This window comes from Mahella sp. (genome assembly GCF_020054945.1).
GTDB lineage: Bacteria > Bacillota > Clostridia > Mahellales > Mahellaceae > Mahella.
Genome location: NZ_JAIHAU010000008.1, coordinates 1 through 15,337 on the forward strand (window position 1 = coordinate 1; position 15,337 = coordinate 15,337).

Annotated in this window: 17 protein-coding genes; 2 read left to right on the top strand and 15 right to left on the bottom strand. The window is 43.4% G+C overall.

The window, feature by feature from the left end; all coding sequences use genetic code 11:
• Positions 1-161: 161 nt before the first annotated feature.
• Complete coding sequence (locus JG770_RS02855; RefSeq protein WP_291954944.1) at positions 162-593, top strand: transcriptional repressor; 432 nt, start codon at positions 162-164, stop codon at positions 591-593.
• A gap of 31 nt (positions 594-624) precedes the next feature.
• Here JG770_RS02855 and JG770_RS02860 read toward each other — a convergent pair whose 3' ends face one another.
• The 4 genes from JG770_RS02860 to JG770_RS02875 all read right to left on the bottom strand — a co-directional run bounded on the left by JG770_RS02860 (position 625) and on the right by JG770_RS02875 (position 2,186).
• Positions 625-1,473 (bottom strand): hypothetical protein, encoded by an 849-nt coding sequence (locus JG770_RS02860; RefSeq protein WP_291954947.1) that lies wholly within the window; start codon positions 1,471-1,473, stop codon positions 625-627.
• A gap of 64 nt (positions 1,474-1,537) precedes the next feature.
• The gene (locus JG770_RS02865; protein WP_291954950.1) at positions 1,538-1,729 is read right to left on the bottom strand and encodes a hypothetical protein; all 192 of its coding nucleotides are present in this window, start codon (positions 1,727-1,729) and stop codon (positions 1,538-1,540) included.
• A gap of 52 nt (positions 1,730-1,781) precedes the next feature.
• Entirely contained in the window at positions 1,782-1,916 is a 135-nt protein-coding gene (locus JG770_RS02870) for a hypothetical protein (RefSeq protein WP_291954951.1), read from the bottom strand.
• A gap of 78 nt (positions 1,917-1,994) precedes the next feature.
• Entirely contained in the window at positions 1,995-2,186 is a 192-nt protein-coding gene (locus JG770_RS02875; protein WP_291954952.1) for a hypothetical protein, read from the bottom strand.
• Between the two features lie 135 nt (positions 2,187-2,321).
• Here JG770_RS02875 and JG770_RS02880 point away from each other — a divergent pair, with 135 nt between their 5' ends.
• The gene (locus JG770_RS02880; RefSeq protein ID WP_291954953.1) at positions 2,322-3,617 is read left to right on the top strand and encodes a S8 family peptidase; all 1,296 of its coding nucleotides are present in this window, start codon (positions 2,322-2,324) and stop codon (positions 3,615-3,617) included.
• Here the strand turns inward: JG770_RS02880 and JG770_RS02885 are convergent.
• From JG770_RS02885 to JG770_RS02935, 11 genes are all read right to left on the bottom strand, one after another.
• Positions 3,614-4,030, bottom strand: coding sequence for a thioesterase family protein (locus tag JG770_RS02885; RefSeq protein ID WP_291954955.1), 417 nt, complete (start codon positions 4,028-4,030; stop codon positions 3,614-3,616). The two genes, JG770_RS02880 and JG770_RS02885, sit on opposite strands and share 4 nt — an antisense overlap.
• 15 nt (positions 4,031-4,045) lie before the next feature.
• Positions 4,046-5,023 (bottom strand): 6-phosphofructokinase, encoded by a 978-nt coding sequence (gene pfkA, locus JG770_RS02890; RefSeq protein WP_291954957.1) that lies wholly within the window; start codon positions 5,021-5,023, stop codon positions 4,046-4,048.
• Between the two features lie 62 nt (positions 5,024-5,085).
• Entirely contained in the window at positions 5,086-5,319 is a 234-nt protein-coding gene (gene mtrB / locus JG770_RS02895) for a trp RNA-binding attenuation protein MtrB (RefSeq protein ID WP_291954959.1), read from the bottom strand.
• A gap of 50 nt (positions 5,320-5,369) precedes the next feature.
• Complete coding sequence (locus JG770_RS02900) at positions 5,370-8,852, bottom strand: DNA polymerase III subunit alpha (RefSeq protein WP_291954961.1); 3,483 nt, start codon at positions 8,850-8,852, stop codon at positions 5,370-5,372.
• Between the two features lie 3 nt (positions 8,853-8,855).
• Entirely contained in the window at positions 8,856-9,254 is a 399-nt protein-coding gene (locus JG770_RS02905; protein ID WP_291954963.1) for an HPr family phosphocarrier protein, read from the bottom strand.
• Complete coding sequence (whiA, locus tag JG770_RS02910) at positions 9,235-10,218, bottom strand: DNA-binding protein WhiA (RefSeq protein WP_291954965.1); 984 nt, start codon at positions 10,216-10,218, stop codon at positions 9,235-9,237. The genes JG770_RS02905 and whiA overlap by 20 nt, the downstream gene beginning before the upstream one ends.
• Before the next feature lie 4 nt (positions 10,219-10,222).
• Positions 10,223-11,083 carry an RNase adapter RapZ gene (rapZ, locus tag JG770_RS02915; protein ID WP_291954967.1) on the bottom strand — a complete coding sequence of 287 codons (861 nt, stop codon included), beginning with the start codon at positions 11,081-11,083 and terminating at the stop codon, positions 10,223-10,225.
• Positions 11,084-11,144: 61 nt separating this feature from the next.
• Complete coding sequence (mtnA, locus tag JG770_RS02920) at positions 11,145-12,170, bottom strand: S-methyl-5-thioribose-1-phosphate isomerase (protein ID WP_291954970.1); 1,026 nt, start codon at positions 12,168-12,170, stop codon at positions 11,145-11,147.
• On the bottom strand, positions 12,171-12,746 hold the full coding sequence (locus tag JG770_RS02925) for a class II aldolase/adducin family protein (protein ID WP_291954973.1): 576 nt from the start codon (positions 12,744-12,746) through the stop codon (positions 12,171-12,173). It abuts the gene before it with no gap.
• Positions 12,747-12,769: 23 nt separating this feature from the next.
• A complete protein-coding gene (locus JG770_RS02930; RefSeq protein WP_291954976.1) occupies positions 12,770-13,558 on the bottom strand; it encodes an S-methyl-5'-thioadenosine phosphorylase in 789 nt (262 codons plus the stop codon).
• Positions 13,559-13,638: 80 nt separating this feature from the next.
• Positions 13,639-15,312 (bottom strand): lipopolysaccharide core heptose(II) kinase RfaY, encoded by a 1,674-nt coding sequence (locus JG770_RS02935; protein WP_291954979.1) that lies wholly within the window; start codon positions 15,310-15,312, stop codon positions 13,639-13,641.
• Positions 15,313-15,337: the final 25 nt, after the last annotated feature.

Genomic DNA, 15,337 nt, shown 5'->3' on the forward strand with positions numbered 1-15,337 from the left:
TCTATAAATTCCTTGCAATTAACAAGTTTGCAGGGATTTTTTTGCGCCAAAAATATAAGAAATAATAAATTCTTTTTATTTCATTGACAATGTAATTATTTAATGATATTCTATGCAATATGATAATGACTATTATGAAATAATTGAAACGAGGGATATGTTTGAGCAATACGTTGTCTATTCCAGAGCTTTTTAAAAAATATAAAATAAAAGCGACTCCTCAGAGAATAGCTATCTATGAAATGTTGAGGGGCACGAAACAACATCCAAGCGCAGAAATGATCTATAAAACTCTGGAGAATGATTATCCTACCATGAGCCTGGCTACCGTTTATAAAACTATAGACATACTGAAAGACGCAGGTTTGATTCAGGAATTAAAAGATATGACGTCTACCGGCAGATATGATGCCAATACAACACCGCATCCGCATATAATATGTATAAAATGTAATAGAGTAGATGACCTTGATCTGGACATAGCATTTGACGATGAGTTGCTGAACAAAGTGAAAGAAGTAAGCGGCTATGATGTATTGTACAGTCAGGTATACTTTTATGGTTACTGCCCTGATTGTCGTATACAGGCATAGCACAGATATAGGATCTGTGCTATGCCTGCCGTTATTGTGCCATTTCCATGCTGTCATCGTCATCTTGGTTATCATCATCAAAATTAAGCTCCTGTGATCTGGACATCATTTCCGCAAGCATCATGAATTTATCCAGCGATTCTTGCTGTTTTTCATCCATAAGCGGTTTTATAACATTAATCACAGCCTGCATTTGTTGCTCTTTTGATTGGCTATCATCGCTTATGTTATCGATACTGTTTATAGCCTCGAAAAGTTTGAGCTTTTTTAAGAGATTGTTTATCTGATTTTGTTTATCCTCCGCCATTAACGGTTTCACAGCATCAACAGCACGCCAGATTTTATCTTTATAATCCGCGGTTTCGACAGCAGATGGTTGAAAAATATCATTTATCTGCTTTACAGCTTCATGGAGTTTAACTATGTCATCCAATATCTTTTTCCCATTGTCGTCGACATGCTTTTTAAATTCTTCCAATATGGCTCTTTGACGCTCATACAATGTCATAGAGGATGTGGATGGTTCTAAGGTAGAATCATCCGATTTGCCAATATTGGTAAAATTATCGATATCCTCTACAAACCTGGCTATACAGCAAAAACTGTCTATAGGTTTATGAACATCTTTAGGCATATAGGGTTTTATCCCGCTAAGCAATCCGGATAGATCGGTCATGTTTTTTTTAAGTACGGTTAAATCCAACGGTTTATTTCCTTCCCCATCTTCCGGAGGAGGAAGTTCAGGGATGTTGACATCATCATCCTGACCATCCTGTGGTGTCTCAATTTGTGTCCACTCGGTATATTCATCTGCAGGTTTTGTACTTTTAGTATGTACGGCTTTTAACAATAGCAGTAAAATTATAAAATACTGAAACATAAACAATCCCCCTCTGGTTTTTTATGTATAGGCAGGCCATAAATCGGCCTGCTTTTGAAATATGTCAGGCTGTCTTGCCAAAAGCGCCACCCTGGTATATCAGCACCAACAATAGGAAGAAGAAAAGTAAGCTCTCATCATCTCCAAATGCACCCGCCGCGGCTACATCATCCTTCTTGCCGAAGCCCCCGAGGAAGAAAAGCAGTATTATAATCCATAGCCACTTGCCTCCAAAAAATCCACTTTCACTCGGCATAGCGTTTACCCTCCTTTCCACTTTAAAGCATCGCCCTAATATAAGGCTTTGCTTATGTAATAATAAAGGGACGTCGATTTACAGCCTCTAAAACCAAGAAGAAAAACAACAGCTCATCATCGTCAAATCGCACATCGGCTATAACCGTCAGCAGTATGAAAAAGAATAATAAAGAGCTCCCGCTCATCGCCTTTATACCCTACTTTTCTATTTTTACATGCTGCAAACATACAGCTTGCAGCATGTATCATATAGGCCCTAGATCTTATTTGACCGTGCCGCAGCCGCACTGATAAAATAAAACCAATAACAGGAAGAAGAATAATAAGCTTTCATCGCCACTTCCGTATCCGGATGCACCCTCGACCTTCTTCCCAAAACCACCCGCTCCGAACAATATAACCAGCAGCAAGAAGAAGAACAGTAAGCTTTCGTCATCACCGAATATTCCGGCCATAAGAATACCTCCTAAAAAAATAATGTTGCAAGCTTGCGCTCTACTCTATATTACGCTGCAAATATAAAATGTGTTACTTATAACATTTAGCGTGCTTATGACATAAGATGAACTATAATGAAGGGAGGTACAATAATGAGCCTTTGGTCCAATATTCTGATACAGCGTAAGGTAGATCCTGATATTCTCATGCATATGATGCGGACAGATAGTATGGAGCAAACCGTATCGGTCATAATATTTGCAAAAGATTTAGCAGATAAAGTTACCGAAGAAGCTATATATAAAGCCAATGGCAGGATAAAATACAAGCTTCCACTGATAAAAGCCTATGCGGTGGAGCTTTCTTATAAGTATATAAAAGACCTAGCTTTATTGAAAGATGTCGTATATATCTCCAATGATGCAAACGTTAAGTGTTTTTTGGATATTGCACGGCCTGAGGTTAAAGCGCCCCAGTGTCATAGAGCAGGTTATACCGGCAGCGGTGTGACCATAGCCATACTGGATACCGGAATATATCCTCATCCTGATTTGATACAGCCCAAAAATAGAATAATAGGGTTTAAAGACCTGATAAACGGTATTAACAAGCCATATGATGATAACGGTCACGGTACTCATGTAGCCGGAGATGCTGCTTCCAACGGTATCTCTTCCAACGGCAAGTATAAAGGCATAGCTCCTGAGAGTAATCTGGTCGGCATAAAGGTACTAGATGAAAATGGCAGCGGAAATGTATCCGATATAGTGGCCGGTATGCAGTGGGCAACCGATAACAAGGATAAATACGGGATAAGGATAATGTCCATGTCTTTAGGCAGCAATAAGGTATTTACCGGCATAGATCCGATGATGCTGGCGGTCAAAGCCGTATGGGACAGCGGCATCGTAGTGGTAGCCGCGGCAGGCAACAGTGGCCCTAAAGATAATACCATAGCTTCACCCGGTATCAGTCCCGTTATAATAACTGTAGGGGCTGCCGACGACAAAGGCACCACGACAATCGATGACGACATCGTCGCCCCATTTTCCAGCCGCGGCACATCTCGAGGATGCCGCAGGGTCGATAAGCCGGATATAGTAGCGCCAGGGGTAAACATAACCTCTCTGGCGGCCGATGTCGATTACCATCCCGATAACATTGCGGGCAACAGCCATAGGCTGAGCGATGCTATCGCCGCCGGGACATACAAAAAGGGCACTGCTATAGACCCCGCCAAATATAAAACCATGTCCGGCACGTCTTTTGCCACCCCAATAGTATCCGGAGCCATAAGCCTGCTCCTGCAAAAAAATCCGTCGCTTACACCCGACGAGGTAAAAAAGATCATATTATCATCAGGAAATCCGCTTAAAGGTCAACCCAGGAATGCACAAGGCAATGGAATGATAGATATGGAAAAAATGCTGGCTCAAGCAGCGCCTTAAGCCAAGCATTCGGATAATAAATCATAGAGGTTTTTGTCAATTTTCTTTACGTTTACAGGTTTCATATTCTTGTTTACAAAGGCATGTACAGTATAGCCCTCGGCTATCAAAACCTGCTCTGGTTGCTTGAGAACCCGATAGCCGAAGGTTATCCTGACGCCTTTTATTTCTTTTACGTATGTACGTATTATAAGCCGATCCTCATAATAAGCCGGTTTTTTATAAACACAGTGACTTTCCAGCAACGGCATCAAAAGCCCGTCTTTCTCCATCTGCCCGTAGCTTCTGCCCAATGAAGCCAGAAAATCCGTCCGCCCCTCTTCGAACCATGGATAATAGTTCGAGTGATGCACTATGCCCATTTGATCGGTTTCCTTATAACGCACCTTTATATGCGTGTCATAAGAATTCAACGTTATGCCCCCAGTCTACATCGACAGGATCTGAGCCAATTGATACAGGTTCTGATTGAATGAACGTTTCATAGACAATGCTTCTTCTATTTCAAAGTCCACTATATGATTATCCCTTATCCCCACTACTCGATTGCCTATGCCTTGTTTTAACAATTCCACTGCTCTTGCCCCCATGCTGCTGGCCAGTATTCTATCAAAGGCCGTAGGGCTGCCGCCGCGCTGTATATGGCCTAATATAGTGACTTTAACCTCCAAACCGGTTTTAGCCTCTATTTCCTTACCTACCTCGATAGTACCGCTTATCTCTTTGTTTAATACCACTCCTTCGGCCAACACTATGATGTTGTGCTGCTTACCCCTGTTTCTACCTTGTATTATGCGCTTGCATATCTCATCCACATCAAATGGCAGCTCGGGAACTATAATGCTCTCCGCACCTCCGGCTATACCGGAATAAAGCGCTATATCGCCGGCATTGCGGCCCATCACCTCAACGATGCTTATGCGATCATGCGAGGAAGCGGTATCCCTTAATTTGTTTATGGCATCGATGACGGTATTAACAGCCGTGCTGAAGCCTATAGTATAGTCCGTACAAGCTATGTCATTGTCTATAGTACCCGGCAGCCCTACGGTAGGCACGCCCAACCTGGTCAAATCCCTGGCTCCTCTGAATGAGCCGTCGCCACCTATCACGACTATTCCCTCTATACCATGCTTTTTTATAACCCCAATAGCCTTTTGCATACCGGCTTCGGTTTTAAATTCCTCGCTGCGAGCAGTTCTTAAGATGGTGCCGCCCCTATGCAATATATCGCCTACGGCCGACATATCCAACTCTTGAATCTCATCGCGAATAAGGCCATGAAATCCTCTCATTATACCTAAAGTCCTTATATCGTTGTATGCGCCGGTGCGTACTACCGCCCTTATGGCCGCATTCATGCCCGGTGCATCTCCGCCGCTGGTTAAAACGCCTATCGTCTTCATATGTACCTCCACTTTATGATATTATGTTTAAGTTTATCTAAAATTTCTTATTACGTCAAGCATCAGTCACTGCTAAGCTCGCCCATCTTTGTAAGTATTGTGGCTTTACCTCTGATTTTTATGGCAGCAGTATTTTCGGTAAATTGGGCTATCATTACCTCTCCCTTGTCCAGTTTCTCGGTATGATGAAATTTCGTATCCCGTCCTCTGGTCAACCCTATAATGGTTACGCCGTCTTCCAATGCTTTAATGCATATATAATCTCCTAATATTTCATCCAATTTATCCTGTTCCATTTTTAAGTTCTCCTTAATTCTCAGTATGTCGTTGTTAAAACCCAGCAACATTATATCACTTTCACACACTCGCTGCCCAAAAGTTTTTCGAGCCTATTTAACAGTTCCGGCGTGAGTTCTATCCAAAGTTTCTTATCAGCCATGAAACGATGTTTAGATGCTTCATCATATAAATAAACGGGCACTTTGCCGCTGTAACATTCCAACAGAGGCTTTATATCCTCTGTGATGCTCACATTCTTTCCTTTACCTATAATAAGATATAGACGATGGGCTTTATTCGATTGCGGTAAAGGATTGACCTCATCGCATATAAGCTTCGGCTCTTCACCTTCGCGCGCGCTTATACGGCCGCGTATCAGTACGATGTTATCCGGTTTTAGCATGGACAAATAACGGTTGTATACCGTAGGGAATACCAATACTTCTATAGCTCCGTAAAGGTCTTCTAGCGTCATAAAAGCCATCAAGCTATCGTTTTTTGTAGTTTTTGTCTTTATAGCGGTTATTATACCGCCCATTACGACGTTATCGCCGTCTTTGACCGACATACCATCTTCTAAAATATCTTCGTCGTTCTCATCTATTTTCAATGCCTTTATATGCGCCGTGTTAGCGGTACAGCAGCTTTCGAGGATATCGCTGTGTTCTGCAAGTGGATGCCCGCTAACATATATGCCCAGCGTTTCTTTCTCCATTGTCAGTATATCTTTAACAGGATATTCGGGTATATCGGGTAATTCGTCGCTTTCACTTGAGACTTGCAGTGTTGCGGCCTTATCAAAAATCGATACCTGTCCATCCAGATTCTCTTTCTTGTTGCGCCACGTACTTTCCATAATACGCTCGTAAACCTTCAGCAGCGCCGAGCGCTTTATACCCAATGAATCAAATGCTCCGCATTTTATGAGGCTTTCCATCATCTTTTTATTTATAGCACGCATATCAACTTTGCGGCACATATCGGTGAAGCTGGTAAACATGCCTTCGCTTTCTCGGGCATTTATTATGGCATTTATGGCCTCTTTGCCTACGTTTTTTACGGCGGCCAGCCCAAATCTTATAGTATCGCTCTCAACGCTGAATTTAGCATTACTACGGTTTATATCCGGAGGTAATATTCTTATGCCTATGCGCTTGGCTGCCTGTATATAATAAGCTATTTTATCGGTGTTATCCATAAAGCTGTTCATCATAGCCGCCATAAATTCAATAGGGTAGTGGCACTTAAGCCATGCTGTCTGATACGCTATAACTGCATAGGCGGCAGCATGGCACTTGTTAAAGGCATAATTCGCAAATTCCTCCATCTCATCAAAAATCGCGCTGGCACTGGCTTCATCTATGCCATTGCGCACAGCACCGGGCACTACTATATTGCCTTCCCCATCCACTACGCCGTATATGAAGCTTTGGCGTTCTTTTTCCATTACGTCAGCTTTCTTTTTGGCCATGGCTCGGCGTACAAGATCAGCTCTGCCCATGGAATAACCGGCAATATCCCTGACTATCTGCATAACCTGCTCCTGATAAACCATACACCCGTAGGTCACCTCTAAAATAGGACGAAGGCACGGATGTGTATACGATATGTGCTGAGGATCTTTTTTGCCTGCCAAGTATCTCGGTATTTGTTCCATAGGACCTGGCCTGTATAACGATATACCCGCGATTATATCCTCAAGGCAAGATGGCTTTAACTCCTTCATAAACTGTTTCATTCCCGCACTTTCCAGCTGAAACACGCCATCGGTATCTCCCCGCCCTATCATATCATACACTGCGGCATCATCAAACGACAAGCTGTCCAAATCCACATCGATATGCCTGTTGGATCGCACCATATCCACAGCATCTCGTATAACCGTCAGCGTTCTCAAGCCCAGAAAGTCCATCTTAAGCAGGCCTAATTCTTCCAGCGTTCCCATGGTAAACTGTGTGGTTATCACATCGTCATTGCGTTGAAGTGGCACATATTCCGTTAACGGCTTTTCTGATATAACTACTCCCGCAGCATGCGTCGAAGCATGTCGCGGTAACCCTTCCAAGGCTTTAGCCGTATCTATCAGGCGCTTTATGCGCGCATCCTGATATGCCTCGCGCAATTCGCCGCTTATGCTTAAAGCTTTATCAATGGTCATGCCCAATTGAAACGGTATCATCTTGGCTACGGCATCCACTTCGGCATAACTCATATTAAGGGCGCGCCCAACATCGCGTATGGCCGCCCGAGCCGCCATGGTCCCGAATGTGATTATCTGCGCCACGCGGTCATAACCGTACTTATGAAATACATAATCTATAACCTCCTGGCGGCGCTCGAAACAGAAGTCGACATCTATATCCGGCATGCTAACCCGTTCAGGATTAAGCAAGCGCTCAAAAAGCAGACCGAACTGCAGCGGGTCGACATTTGTTATGTTCAATGCATATGCGACAAGGCTGCCTACGCCGCTGCCACGACCAGGACCCACCATTATACCGTTGTCTTTTGCATATTTAACAAAATCCCATACTATGAGAAAATAGTCAACATATCCCATCTGGCATATAACGCTCAATTCATACTCCAGCCTGTCCCTTACCTGCGGCGTTATATCGCTGTAACGCCGTTTAATGCCCTCCTCACACAATTGCCTGAGATACTGTTCTGATGTAAAGCCCGATGGTACATCGTACTTTGGCAAATAACGTTTGCTAAAGTCAAAGGTTACATTACAGCGATCAGCTATCGCAACACTGTTGCTTATAGCCTCCGGTATATAATCAAAGGATTCATACATCTCCAATGGCGACTTGAGATAAAATTGATCTGTTTGAAAACGCATTCTATCAGGGGTATCTATAGTCTTACCAGTTTGTATGCACAACAGGACATCATGAGCATCGGCATCGGCCTTGTCCACATAATGGACATCGTTGGTGGCTACCAGCGGGATGCCGGTACGCCGCGATATCCTTATCAGCTCCTGAATCACACGCTGTTCATCATCTATGCCGTGATCCTGCAGTTCGAGGTAAAAATTACCGTCGCCAAATATATCGTTAAACTTCAACGCCATCTGTTCGGCTTCTTCATAACGCTGCTCGAGTATGAGCACAGGTATGCTCCCCGCAAGGCAGCCGCTTAAAGCTATAAGACCTTCATGATATTGCTGCAGCAGCTGCATATCCACCCTCGGCTTGTAATAAAACCCATCTATAAATCCTGTCGATACCAGTTTTATAAGGTTCTTATAACCGCCATTATCCTTGGCCAATAACGTCAAATGCGCATACGAATCATCTATATGAGGCTCTTTATCGGACAAAGAGCGTGGAGCGACATATACTTCACAACCGATAATCGGCTTTATACCCGCTGCACTGGCCTCTTTATAAAAATGAACCACACCGTACATGTTGCCATGGTCGGTAATGGCTATGCTGCCCATACCCAATTCTTGGCACCGTTTTATCAGATCCTTTACACGTCCTGCACCGTCCAATAAGCTGTATTCTGTATGCACATGTAAATGACTAAATCTAGGCATATATCACTCACCCAGCGCCGTCTCTTCATTTGTATGTTTATCCTGCCCCTGATGAGGTTGCGGATGCTCTTCACGCCAACGTTTCATTTCTTCGGGATCATTATGATTAGGCATAGCTTCCAGCATCTTAGCATACGCCGATGCATCAAAAGGCTTACACAGAAAATCTGCCAAATACTTAAAAGCCTCTTGTTCATCATCGCCTGATACCGTAAGCTCCACTGTACTGCCATCATAAACGCCCATAGCCATCAAGCCCAGTATGCTTTTGCCATCTACCTTTTTGTTGCTGATCTCCAGCCATACATAGGCTCTAAATTTGTTGGCTATTTGGACAAAGGTGGCCGCAGCTCTGGATTGAAGACCGATCCCGTTGGTAACCTTAATCTTTTCTTGTATCATTCTGTATCGCTCCTTTCCGCTCTTTTAAATCTTCCGCCAGCTGCTCTATCTTCTTCAACCTATGATTCACGCCCGATTTGCTTAGCGGGGGATCCAACATTTCGCCCAGTTCTTTTAGGTTGGCTTCTTTATTCTCCATACGCAATTGCGCCAGTTGTCTTAATTGCCGCGGCAAAATATTTAATCCGACCGTATCCTTTATATATTGTATATCGCTAAGCTGCCGCCAAGCAGCGTCGACAGTTTTAGTCAAATTCGCCGTTTCACAATTTACCAGTCTGTTTATATTATTACGCATATCTTTATATACCTTTACATTTTCTATTTCCAGCAATGAATTTGTAGCCTGAATTATATTTAGAAAACGAATTATCTGCTCGCTTTCTTTTAAATATACCACATAACTGTTCTTGCGTTCAATATATTTGGCATTTATATCAAAATGATGTATCAGTTCGACCAAACTTCGGGCATAGGTTTCATCGCCGGCTACCAATTCTAGATGATAGTCTTTTTCAGGGTCTGTTATTGAACCTATGCCTAAAAATGCCGCACGTAAATATGATTTCTTACAACAACGTTTTTTTATCACATTTTGATCTATATTATAATTTAAAATATTATTCGCTTCCGCATCATCATACAGCACGCCGGTATCTCTCATAATATGAGCGGCATCCGCGCTATCGGTGACGGTCAAAGTATAACCGTGTGCTTTTTGAAAGCGTTCATTGCGGTATACGGTAAGCTCAGGCACTATATTATAAAGGCTTTTTATCAATTCATATATCCGACGCGCTATAGCTGCATTTTCAGTATGAAATTTAATGCTTATATTATTATTCCCTTTTATGTTTACAATTCCTATCGTTTGTAAAAAAGCCGCCACCTCAGCCCTTTGGCAGCAAGCGTTTTTTACCTTTCGTCGGCAAAGTTCGTCTTTAACGTTATGGGAAAAAGACAATGGCTCACCTTCTCTCGTTTATATCTCTATGATCTACCATTACTTTATATCCTTGAGCCATTAAATATTCCTTTATAACCTCCGCTATGGTCACCGAGCGGTGCATGCCTCCTGTACATCCTATGGCTATAACCAGCTCGTTTTTGCCTTCTTTTATATAACCAGGTATCAAGAAACTCAGCAAATCCTTCAACTTGGATATAAAAACAGGGGTCTCGGGCTGTTTGAGCACATATTCGCGCACGCTTTTCTCTAAACCTGTATGCTCTTTAAGACTGGGCACATAAAACGGATTTGGTAAAAATCTTACGTCAAATACGAGGTCGGCATCCAAAGGAAGCCCATACTTGTACCCGAAAGATATTATAGATATAGACATGCCTTCGTATCGCTCGTTCTCAACGAATAGATGATGTAATTGTTCTTTAAGCTGTTTGGGCAATAAATCGCTGGTATCTACTATATAAGTAGCCTTCTCTTTTATATATTGAAGGCGACTGCGCTCTTCGGCTATGGCGTAAGCTACCCTTCCCTCACTAGCTAATGGATGGCGGCGTCTGGTTTCTTTAAATCGTTTTATCAGTGCCTGATCCGAGGCTTCCAGAAATAATATTTCGTATGGGTAACCCTGTTGTTTCAGCACTGATAAACATTCGGCCATATCGTTGAAGAATTGGCCTCCACGTATATCGGTAACCACTGCTATTTTATCTATATTACCTCTGGATTGAAAACACAATTCTGCAAATTTCGGGATCAACGATGGCGGCAAATTATCCACGCAAAAAAAACCGAAATCCTCCATAAAATGAAGCGTTTGGCTTTTTCCTGCCCCCGATAAACCTGTAATTATCACAAATCTCATACCGTACATCCCTTCAAATGCATTTAATGTATCACGATCCGCCTCTCTGCTAGCCTATAGCCTAACTATTAATCATATTATAAGGCGGATATAAGATCCCTTTCTCTGTTATTATAGCTGAAATATAATCATGTGGGGTAACGTCAAACGCCGGATTGATAACCTTTACGTCATCCGGCATTATCTGCACGCCGTTGACATATATCATTTCCTTTGGGTCCCTTTGCTCTATAGGTATATGACTGCCATCAGGCAGGGTTTTGTCTATAGTAGATACGGGAGCAGCCACATAAAATGGTATCTGATGATGATGCGCCAGCACCGCCACGCTGTAAGTGCCTATTTTATTGGCAGTATCCCCATTGGCGGCTATCCTGTCAGCCCCTACTATTACTTTATCTATTTTACCGCTTCCCATAAGATATCCTGCCATATTATCGGCTATAACCGTCACATCTATGCCGTCTTTGGCTAATTCCCACGCCGTCAAGCGTGCTCCCTGTAAAAACGGCCTCGTTTCATCGGCATAAACCGATATCCTTTTGCCGTGGCCTACCGCCGCGCGTATGACCCCTAACGCCGTACCGTAACCCACCGTGGCAAGAGCACCGGCATTACAATGCGTAAGCACTCTATCGCCGTCATTTAACAAAACCTGTCCAAATTCTCCCATGGCTTTATTGGCCTCTATATCGTCTTTAGCCATTTGATCGGCTTCTAGCTGCATGGCTCTTTTTATGTCCTCAACAATGCCGGTTTTAGAGGTTTGCCGAGCCACTGTAAGCATCCTGTCCACAGCCCAAAACAGATTAACGGCCGTAGGTCTGGTAGCTTTTATGACGTCTGCTATATGATTTAGGCGTTGCATAAAAGCCTCGGCATCGGATGTTTCTATTCCCATAGCGCCCAACACCATGCCGTATGCCGCCGTAACGCCTATGGCCGGCGCCCCGCGGACCTTCATGGTTTTTATGGCATCGGCCACATCCTCATAACTGCGGCATTCTATTATTCTCTCTTTCAACGGCAACACGGTCTGGTCTATAAGCTTCAGGCTGTTGCCGGTCCATTCCAGCGTATTCGTCATTTATACACCGCCTTTGAGTATTTTCAAATAAAGGTTCATAAGCGCCGTTTGCTCTACCAGCTCGGTAAGGTTATAAGCGGCATATAGGTCTTGGCCCAAAGCCACTATACCATGGCGCGCCAATATAAGGGCATTGGCATTCACCGCCGCCTGCCCCGCCGCATCAGCCAGCTCAACGCTGCCAAACGGATAATAAGGCACCGTTACCATGTTGGAAAGATACTGCATGCTTTCCGGATTAATCGGTATTATCGGTTCCCCTGTATAGGCGAATGCGGTAGTAGCCGCAGGATGCGTATGCACTATACCGTTTATATCCTCCCTGACCTTGTATATCTCAAGGTGAAGATGCGTCTCAGACGATGGCTCATGCACGCCAAAAAGCACATTACCGTCCAGGTCTATAACCACAAGGTCATCCTCTCCCAATTCGGCCAATGCGAATTTCGTCGGGGTTATAATAACCTTGTTGCCAATACGCATGCTCACATTGCCACCGTATGCGGTGATCAGGTTACGTTGGTTCAACTTCTGACATATGTGTATAATAGTGCTGTTAGGAGCAGTTTTTTTCATAATATTAAATATAACATTCCCTTCTATTGCGCGGCATCATGGCAGCTGCAATGAGCGCTTACGTCCATGCGCTCTATCATATTATATATAAGTTGTTTTACCTTGTCATTGTTTTGATCAAACACGCGCAGAACCTCCTGTTCGGTCACCGGTTTTATATCGTCACGGCCTTCTAATCCGGCATCATAGTCGGTTATAAGCGATATGTTCACATAACATATGCCAAGCTCTCTGGCCAGCATGCATTCAGGATATTGAGTCATATTTATAACATGCCACCCCATCTTATGAAACCACTCGCTCTCCGCCCTTGTGGAAAAACGAGGGCCTTGTATTATAACTATAGTGCCGGTCTCATGTACCGTTATGCCCATATCCTTTGCCGCATCTATGGCCAATCGGCGCAATTGTGGGCAATATGGGTCGGCCGAACTTATATGTCGAGTTACCGGACCGTCATAATAGGTATCCTTCCTGCCCCATGTCCTGTCCACAAATTGATCGCATACCACAAAATCCCCCGGTTTTATATCGGGTTGCAGGCTGCCTGAAGCTGTGGGCGCTATAATCCGCTTAACACCCAACTGTTTCATGGCGTATAAGTTAGCTCTGTACGGTATCATATGCGGCGGATAACGATGGTCTTTGCCGTGTCGCGGCAAAAATGCCACCTTTTTGCCGTTCACCTCCGTTATAGCTATAGCATCGCTGGGACGCCCATAAGGCGTATCGGGCTCTACTTCCTCAACGTTATCTAAAAATGTATAGAAACCCGAACCGCCAAACACGCCTATATCAGCTTTAGGTTCCATATCGCAATCATATCCTTTCTAAATCTCCATAGATTCGTCTTATTCTATTATAGCAAAAACTGCAGCATATACAATAGCTCTCACATATGCCCCGAGCGCAATATATCGATCAGCAACCATATACCGGCTACACCGGCCGCTATAAATCCTACGGTGCCTATAGTGGATAAGGGAACATGGATACTACTGCCCTCCACTCCCACAATAACGGCTGAACCTATTATGACGGCGGAGATGATCAATGCGTTTATAAGCCTGTTTACCATACGGTTAAAGCGCGATACCGCCTTATCCAATCCTTCCAGTTGAAATTTTACTTCGGCTTCTCCTTTGGACAGCTTGTTCAATACATCCAAAGCTACGGGCGATATCTTGAATAAAGAATCCGCGCTATCGTATATTTCATCCAGACGCGCTTTAACAGCCTCCTTCGAAAAGTGCCTCTTGCGCATCATATTGGTTACAAAAGGCCGAGCCAATTCAAATACGTTCACTTCAGGGTATAATTGCTTTGCCACACCCTCTATGGTCATCAACGATTTATCCAATAAAGTAAATTGCGACGGCAGTCCTATGCCATATCGGAATGCCATGCTTACGGTTTCATTTACCAATTCGCCCATATTTATCTCAGCCAATGTTTTTTCGTAATATTTTTCCAGTAATTCCGTGACATCTATGTAAAATCCGCGTAAATCCACATCTTTGGATAATACTCCTATATTAAAAAAAGCTTTTATTATGTTATTTACGTCTCTATTGATTACCGCTGATATAAGATCCACCACATGGTCCTGATCCTCTTTTGTTAATCTCCCCATCATCCCAAAATCTATAAACGCTATACGTCCATCGCGCATTATGAATATATTGCCCGGATGAGGGTCGGCATGAAAAAAACCGTCTTCAAATATCTGTTTCATAATGGCTCTAGCACCATTTTCGGCTATAGTCTTGCGATCCAATCCCATAGCGTCTATCTTTTCTATTTCATTTACTTTCACGCCGTCTATATATTCCATCACGAGCATGTGTTTTGTAGTATATTCCCAAAATACTCTAGGCACATATATTTCGGTGTGCCCTTCAAAATTACGTCTGAAATGATCTATGCTCATACCTTCTCTTACAAAATCCAGTTCGCGGCGTATCGAACGCGATAATTCGTTCACTATGCCCATAGGCTGATAACGCCTGCTTTCAGGCATTCTAGCCTCCATTAAACCGGCTATTTCCTTCAATATAGCCAAATCATCCTCCACTATATCGTCTATTTCCGGGCGCTGTATCTTTATTATAGCCTCGCCGTCATTCTTAAGCACCGCTTTATGCACCTGCGCTATGGAGGCTGCCGCTATAGGCCGAGGATCTATATATGTAAAAACATCATCTATCGATGACCCGATTTCTCTTTCTATAGCTGCTTTTATCATATCAAACGGCAATTCCGGACCTGCATCCTGAAGTTTGCTTAACTCCCGTATATACTCTTGAGGTATAAGATCCGGCCTCACGCTCAGGATTTGTCCAAGCTTCATGAAAAGAGGACCCATTTCTTCCAACATAAGGCGGACTCTTTGCGGCCCGGACAAAGTGCTTACCTTAGCACCCTTAACGCGATTTTGTATATTGAACAATATATTGGTTATACCTATCCTATCGGCTATGAAACCAAAACCATACTTAAACAGCACATTGGCTATTTCCGCATAGCGGTGCCAACGTCTGTATTGCTTCCCCAGCGGATTTTTCATCTTAAAAAATACCCCTTATTTAATA

Bases quoted from the DNA above. Each gene is read 5' to 3' on its own strand.
- mtnA (WP_291954970.1), bottom strand. From the start codon at position 12,170: ATGACGAATACGCTGGAATGGACCGGCAACAGCCTGAAGCTTATAGAC.
- JG770_RS02865 (WP_291954950.1), bottom strand. From the start codon at position 1,729: ATGCCGAGTGAAAGTGGATTTTTTGGAGGCAAGTGGCTATGGATTATA.
- JG770_RS02860 (WP_291954947.1), bottom strand. From the start codon at position 1,473: ATGTTTCAGTATTTTATAATTTTACTGCTATTGTTAAAAGCCGTACAT.
- JG770_RS02875 (WP_291954952.1), bottom strand. From the start codon at position 2,186: ATGGCCGGAATATTCGGTGATGACGAAAGCTTACTGTTCTTCTTCTTG.
- pfkA (WP_291954957.1), bottom strand. From the start codon at position 5,023: ATGAAGACGATAGGCGTTTTAACCAGCGGCGGAGATGCACCGGGCATG.
- JG770_RS02925 (WP_291954973.1), bottom strand. From the start codon at position 12,746: ATGAAAAAAACTGCTCCTAACAGCACTATTATACACATATGTCAGAAG.
- JG770_RS02905 (WP_291954963.1), bottom strand. From the start codon at position 9,254: ATGATACAAGAAAAGATTAAGGTTACCAACGGGATCGGTCTTCAATCC.
- JG770_RS02930 (WP_291954976.1), bottom strand. From the start codon at position 13,558: ATGGAACCTAAAGCTGATATAGGCGTGTTTGGCGGTTCGGGTTTCTAT.
- JG770_RS02870 (WP_291954951.1), bottom strand. From the start codon at position 1,916: ATGAGCGGGAGCTCTTTATTATTCTTTTTCATACTGCTGACGGTTATA.
- JG770_RS02935 (WP_291954979.1), bottom strand. From the start codon at position 15,312: ATGAAAAATCCGCTGGGGAAGCAATACAGACGTTGGCACCGCTATGCG.
- JG770_RS02900 (WP_291954961.1), bottom strand. From the start codon at position 8,852: ATGCCTAGATTTAGTCATTTACATGTGCATACAGAATACAGCTTATTG.
- JG770_RS02880 (WP_291954953.1), top strand. From the start codon at position 2,322: ATGAGCCTTTGGTCCAATATTCTGATACAGCGTAAGGTAGATCCTGAT.
- rapZ (WP_291954967.1), bottom strand. From the start codon at position 11,083: ATGAGATTTGTGATAATTACAGGTTTATCGGGGGCAGGAAAAAGCCAA.
- mtrB (WP_291954959.1), bottom strand. From the start codon at position 5,319: ATGGAACAGGATAAATTGGATGAAATATTAGGAGATTATATATGCATT.